Below are 5,276 nucleotides of genomic sequence, written 5' to 3'. Positions count from 1 at the left end.
GCGCCCGCGCTGCCCGCTCTCTTAGAGGGGCTGGCGGGGGGGGGTGTGGGGGGGGGGGGGGGGGGGGGGGGGGGGGGGGGGGGGGGGGGTGCCCCCCCCCGCGAAGCTGTTCACCCTGGGGGAGTCGCTCGGCGGCGTCGAGTCCCTGATCGAGCACCCGGGGCGGATGACGCACGCCTCCGTGGTGGGCTCGGCACTGGAGGTCCCCGCGGATCTGGTGCGCCTGTCCGTAGGCATCGAGTCGGCGGACGATCTCCTGGCTGACCTGCAGCAGGCGCTGGGCTAGGCCCCCGCTCCTCGAACACCGGAGGGGCTGAACGATTCAGCACGATTCAGCCCTTCCGGTGTTCACCACCGCGTCAGCGGCGGTGTCGTCTCGGACGGCGGGTCCACCCACGGCTGGGCCAGGGACGCCCAGATCACGAAGGCCACCGTCGCCGCCAGCAGGAGGAGCCACAGGAGGCGGCGGAACGCCCGGCGCCTGCGGAGCTGGCGGGTGCCCCGTCGTACCGACTCCTCGTAGAGCCCGGCGGGGACCGTCGGCGCCGCGCCCTCCAGGAGCCGGCGGACCGCGGCCTCGTTGCGGTCGTGCTGGCTCATGACGGCGCCGCCTCCCCCAGCGGAAGCGCCGGCGCGGGCCCGCGCGGCGGATGAAGGACCGTGGCCATCGCGCGGGCAAGGATCGTCCGCACCCGGTCGGGCGGGAGCCCGAGCAGCGCCGCCGTCTGCTCCTCGGCGACGCCCTCGTGCAGGCGGAGCACCAGGATCAGCCGCTCCTGCGGCGACAGCCGGGCCAGCACGCCGCCACGGCCCCGGTGCCTGCGCCAGGCCCCGCGCGCGAAACGGATCGCCAGCTGCTGGCGGGTGCGGTCGTAGGGGTCCTCGCCCCGCATCCGGTCCCACGTCGCGTACGTGTGCGCGAGGGAGGCGGTCAGCAGGGCACGCGCGCGTGGATTGGTGTCCGGCGGCTCGCTGGTGAGCAGCGTCGCGGCATGCAGCAGCCGCCCTGCCGCGCCCGCGACGAACGCCTCGAACTCCCGGGCCCGGCGGGCGTCGATGAACGCCTGCCGTTCGCGCACCACGCCTCCCGCCTGGCGGAAAAACGGCTCTCCGGTCTCATATGAGGCCAGGCACGTGGCCGGGGTCAAGAGGCGGGCACCGCCCGGCGAAGCTCAGGAAGCGGGCGTCTCCGGGGGCGCCTGCGCCATCTGCCGGGCCGAGAGCGCGGAATTGAAGCGTGTGAGGAGCGTGCAGAAGCTTTCGCGCTCCTCCGGGCCCCAGTCCTCCGTCAGTTCGGCCATGAGGTCACGCCGCGACGAGCGCACCTCGTTGAGGCGCGCCTCGCCGCGGGGGGACAGCTGGAGGACCACCGCGCGGCCGTCCTCGGGGTGCGAGGTGCGCTTGACGAGACCCGTGTCGACCAGCGGGGCGACCTGCCGGGTGACCGTCGAGGAGTCGATGCCCATGCTCGCCGCGAGCGCCTTGACGCCCATCGGGCCTTCTTTGTCCAGCCGGTTGAGCAGCAGATACGCGGCACGGTCCATGGAGTTGCGGACCTGTCCCACGCCGCCGAGGCGCGTCTGCTCGGCACGGCGGGCGAAGACCGCCACCTGGTGCTGCAGCGCGTCGAGGAGGCCGGGATCGCTGGCGGTCGTCATGTCCGGAGTTGTGGGCATGGCCGGGGGCTCACTTCATGCGAGGGCGATGGGTTGGGGGACAGGTTACGCGGCCGGGCGGCGGGGCGTACCAGCGCTGCGCAAACCAGTCTCGGCACGTGGTCACCACAGGAGGACCCCGGTGTGAACTGGGAGACTGACGGTCATGAGCTACCGCACGCCTGACTCCTTGCTGTCGGTCACCCTCGACGACGTGCGAGGCGCCCAGAAGATGCTCTCGGGAGTGTCGAGAGTGACGGCGATGGAAGGCAGCAGGCATCTGTCGCAGCTGGTCGGCTCGCCGGTCCACCTCAAGTGCGAGAACCTCCAGCGGACGGGTTCCTTCAAGCTGCGCGGGGCGTACGTACGGATCGCCGGCCTGCTCCCCGAGGAGCGCGCGGCCGGTGTCGTGGCCGCGAGCGCGGGCAATCACGCGCAGGGTGTGGCGCTCGCGTCCTCGCTGCTCGGCGTGCGGTCGACGGTGTTCATGCCGGTGGGCGCGCCGCTGCCCAAGGTCGCGGCGACGCGGGACTACGGCGCGGAGGTGCGGCTGCACGGCCAGGTGGTCGACGAGACGCTGGCCGCGGCGCAGGAGTACGCACGCGAGACGGGCGCGGTGTTCATCCACCCCTTCGACCACCCCGACATCATCGCGGGGCAGGGCACGGTCGGCCTGGAGATCCTGGAGCAGTGCCCCGAGGTGCGCACGCTGGTCGTGGGCGTCGGCGGCGGCGGGCTCGCGGCGGGCATCGCGGTCGCGGTGAAGGCGGTGCGCCCGGACGTGAAGGTGATCGGCGTGCAGGCGGCGGGCTCCGCGGCGTATCCGCCCTCGCTCGCGGCCGGGCACCCGGTGTCGATACCGAATCCGTCGACGATGGCGGACGGGATCAAGGTCGGGCGCCCCGGCGATGTGCCGTTCCAGATAATCGAGGACCTGCTCGACGACGTCGTCACCGTCTCCGAGGACGAGCTGTCCAGCGCGCTGCTGCTCTGCCTGGAGCGGGCCAAGATGGTCGTCGAGCCCGCGGGCGCGAGCCCCGTCGCGGCGCTCCTGAGCCGGCCGCGGGACTTCGAGGGCCCGGTGGTGGCGCTCCTGTCGGGCGGCAATGTGGACCCGCTCCTGATGCAGCGGATCCTGCGCCACGGCATGGCGGCCGCGGGTCGCTATCTGTCGCTGCGGCTGCGCCTGACGGACCGGCCCGGCGCCCTGGCCACGCTGCTCGGGGTGCTTTCGGTGCTCGACGCCAACGTCCTCGACGTGAGTCATGTACGCACCGATCCCCGGCTCGGCCTCACGGAGGCGGAGGTGGAGCTGCACCTGGAGACGAAGGGGCCTGTGCACTGCGCCGAGGTGGGCGTGGCCCTGCGCGAGGCGGGCTACACGGTCATCGGCTGAGGCGTCGGCCGACCCCCGCGCGCTGGGCGGGCAGCGGCGAAATTCCCGTACGCGCAACGGCGTCGGGCGCTATTTTGCGTTATCCACAGGCTCCGCGAAAGCAGTTGAGCCGACGCGATGTATCGCGTTATGGTGTGTCTCACGTCACTGGTCACCGGGCGCTTCATGTCCGGCAAATCTAAGATTTTCCGCAGGAAGTCACCCAAACCACTGGGGGAGCTCACATGCCAGGCGCCATCTACGCCGAAGGTCTGGTGAAGACCTTCGGCGACGTAAAGGCTCTGGACGGCGTCGATCTGGATGTCCCGGAAGGCACCGTGCTCGGCCTTCTCGGGCCGAACGGCGCGGGCAAGACCACGGCGGTGCGCTGTCTGACCACGCTCCTGACGCCGGACAGCGGCAGGGCGGTCGTCGCGGGCATCGACGTACTGAAGCATCCGAACGAAGTGCGGCGCTCGATCGGCCTCTCCGGCCAGTTCGCCGCCGTCGACGAATACCTGACAGGCCGCGAGAACCTCCAAATGGTGGGCCAGCTCTACCAGATGAGGGCCAAGGAGGCGAAGGTCAGGGCGAGCGAGCTGCTCGACCGGTTCAACTTGGCGGACGCCGCGGACCGCCCCTCCAAGACCTACTCGGGCGGTATGCGCCGCCGCCTCGACCTCGCGGCCGCGCTCGTCGTCTCGCCCCCGGTGATGTTCATGGACGAGCCGACGACGGGCCTCGACCCGCGCAACCGCCAGCAGCTCTGGGAGGTCATCCAGGAGCTGGTCGCGGGCGGCACGACCCTGCTGCTCACCACGCAGTACCTCGAAGAGGCCGACCACCTGGCGCACGACATCTGCGTCATCGACCACGGCCGGGTCATCGCCCGCGGCACCTCCGACCAGCTCAAGGCGCAGACCGGCGGCGAGCGCGTCGAGGTCGTGGTGCACGAGCGCGAGGACATCACCCCGGCGACGGAGGTCCTGCGCAGCCTCGGCAAGGGCGAGGTCGCCGTCGAGGACCACACCCGCAAGCTCACGGTCCCGGTCACCGGCGGCGCCAAGCTGCTCGCCGAGGTCATCCGCGACCTTGACACCCGCGGGGTCGAGATCGACGACATCGGGCTGCGCCGCCCGACCCTCGACGACGTGTTCATCTCGCTGACCGGCCATGCCGCCGAGGTGGACGAAGCGGGCGGCAATGGAAACGGCGTACAGGACGCGAAGCCCGAGCCGACGAAGGAGGCCGACAAGTGAGTGCCGTCACCGACACCGTGCGCACACCCCCGGCGGGCCCCAGGCCCGCGGGCGGCATCGGCCAGTCCGCCAGGGACTCCCTGGTCGTCGCCAAGCGCAACCTCATCCGGATGTCCCGCATCCCGGAGATGATCATCTTCGGCCTGATCCAGCCGATCATGTTCGTGGTGCTGTTCAGCTATGTCTTCGGCGGCTCCATGAAGATCGGCACCAGCACCGATCCGGAGGTGTACCGCAACTTCCTGATGGCGGGCATCTTCGCGCAGACCGTCACCTTCGCCACCGCCGGCGCGGGAGCCGGCATCGCCGACGACATGCACAAGGGCCTCATCGACCGCTTCCGTTCGCTGCCCATGGCGCGCGGCGCGGTCCTCACCGGACGGACCATCGCCGACCTCGTGCAGACCGCGCTGACGCTGCTCGTCCTCGCGATCGTGGCGCTCCTCGTCGGCTGGCGCATCCACGAAGGGATCTGGAAGGCGCTCGGCGCCTTCGGTCTGCTGCTCCTGCTCGGCTATGCGTTCACCTGGGTCGGCGCGCTGATCGGCCTCTCCGTGCGCACTCCGGAGGCCGCGACCTCCGGCGGCCTGATCTGGCTCTTCCCGGTCACGTTCATCTCGAACGCGTTCGTGGACTCCAGCCAGATGACGCCCTGGCTGCGGCACGTCGCCGACTGGAACCCCTTCAGCGCGACCGTCCAGGCCTGCCGGGAGCTCTTCGGCAATCCGGGCGTCTCGAAGTCCGACGCCTGGCCCATGCAGCATTCGGTCTGGGCCTCGCTGATCTACTCGGTCCTGATCGTCGTGCTCTTCCGGACCCTCGCGGTCCGCAAGTACCGCTCGGCGACCGCCTGACCCGGACGCGGACATGCGAAGGCCCCCGGCGCGGAGTGCGCCCGGGGCCTTCGTGGGCCGAAGCAGGTGTCACGCCTGGTGGCCGGCCTGGTGTGAGGCCAGGTAACGGGTCCCCACGGGGATAGACACCCAC

The 5,276-nt window shown here is 71.3% G+C and carries 6 protein-coding genes and 1 pseudogene; 4 read left to right on the top strand and 3 right to left on the bottom strand.

The annotated features are described in order from the left end of the window. Window positions 1-94 precede the first annotated feature (94 nt). Window positions 95-286, top strand: a pseudogene (locus tag ACFWY6_RS05770) (PLP-dependent transferase); the annotation flags it as partial. A 62-nt stretch (window positions 287-348) separates the two neighbouring features. On the opposite strand, the gene ACFWY6_RS05765 reads toward ACFWY6_RS05770, so the two are convergent. The 3 genes from ACFWY6_RS05765 to ACFWY6_RS05755 all read right to left on the bottom strand — a co-directional run bounded on the left by ACFWY6_RS05765 (window position 349) and on the right by ACFWY6_RS05755 (window position 1,676). Then, window positions 349-600: a hypothetical protein gene (locus ACFWY6_RS05765; RefSeq protein WP_266870346.1), complete on the bottom strand. Its 252-nt coding sequence runs from the start codon at window positions 598-600 to the stop codon at window positions 349-351. Continuing rightward, complete coding sequence (locus ACFWY6_RS05760; RefSeq protein WP_384686743.1) at window positions 597-1,079, bottom strand: sigma factor-like helix-turn-helix DNA-binding protein; 483 nt, start codon at window positions 1,077-1,079, stop codon at window positions 597-599. Before ACFWY6_RS05760 ends, ACFWY6_RS05765 begins: the two co-directional genes overlap by 4 nt. Before the next feature lie 93 nt (window positions 1,080-1,172). After that, window positions 1,173-1,676 (bottom strand): MarR family winged helix-turn-helix transcriptional regulator, encoded by a 504-nt coding sequence (locus tag ACFWY6_RS05755; RefSeq protein WP_266870348.1) that lies wholly within the window; start codon window positions 1,674-1,676, stop codon window positions 1,173-1,175. Window positions 1,677-1,821: 145 nt separating this feature from the next. Here ACFWY6_RS05755 and ilvA point away from each other — a divergent pair, with 145 nt between their 5' ends. From ilvA to ACFWY6_RS05740, 3 genes are all read left to right on the top strand, one after another. Continuing rightward, complete coding sequence (gene ilvA / locus ACFWY6_RS05750; protein WP_384686741.1) at window positions 1,822-3,051, top strand: threonine ammonia-lyase; 1,230 nt, start codon at window positions 1,822-1,824, stop codon at window positions 3,049-3,051. 224 nt (window positions 3,052-3,275) lie between these two features. Then, window positions 3,276-4,289 carry an ATP-binding cassette domain-containing protein gene (locus ACFWY6_RS05745; RefSeq protein ID WP_384686739.1) on the top strand — a complete coding sequence of 338 codons (1,014 nt, stop codon included), beginning with the start codon at window positions 3,276-3,278 and terminating at the stop codon, window positions 4,287-4,289. After that, the gene (locus tag ACFWY6_RS05740) at window positions 4,286-5,143 is read left to right on the top strand and encodes an ABC transporter permease (protein ID WP_384686737.1); all 858 of its coding nucleotides are present in this window, start codon (window positions 4,286-4,288) and stop codon (window positions 5,141-5,143) included. Before ACFWY6_RS05745 ends, ACFWY6_RS05740 begins: the two co-directional genes overlap by 4 nt. Window positions 5,144-5,276: the final 133 nt, after the last annotated feature.

This window comes from Streptomyces sp. NPDC059037, assembly GCF_042740015.1.
Classification (GTDB): domain Bacteria; phylum Actinomycetota; class Actinomycetes; order Streptomycetales; family Streptomycetaceae; genus Streptomyces.
Note: the sequence above shows the minus strand (reverse complement) of the source record. Positions and strands in the feature narration are given on the sequence as shown.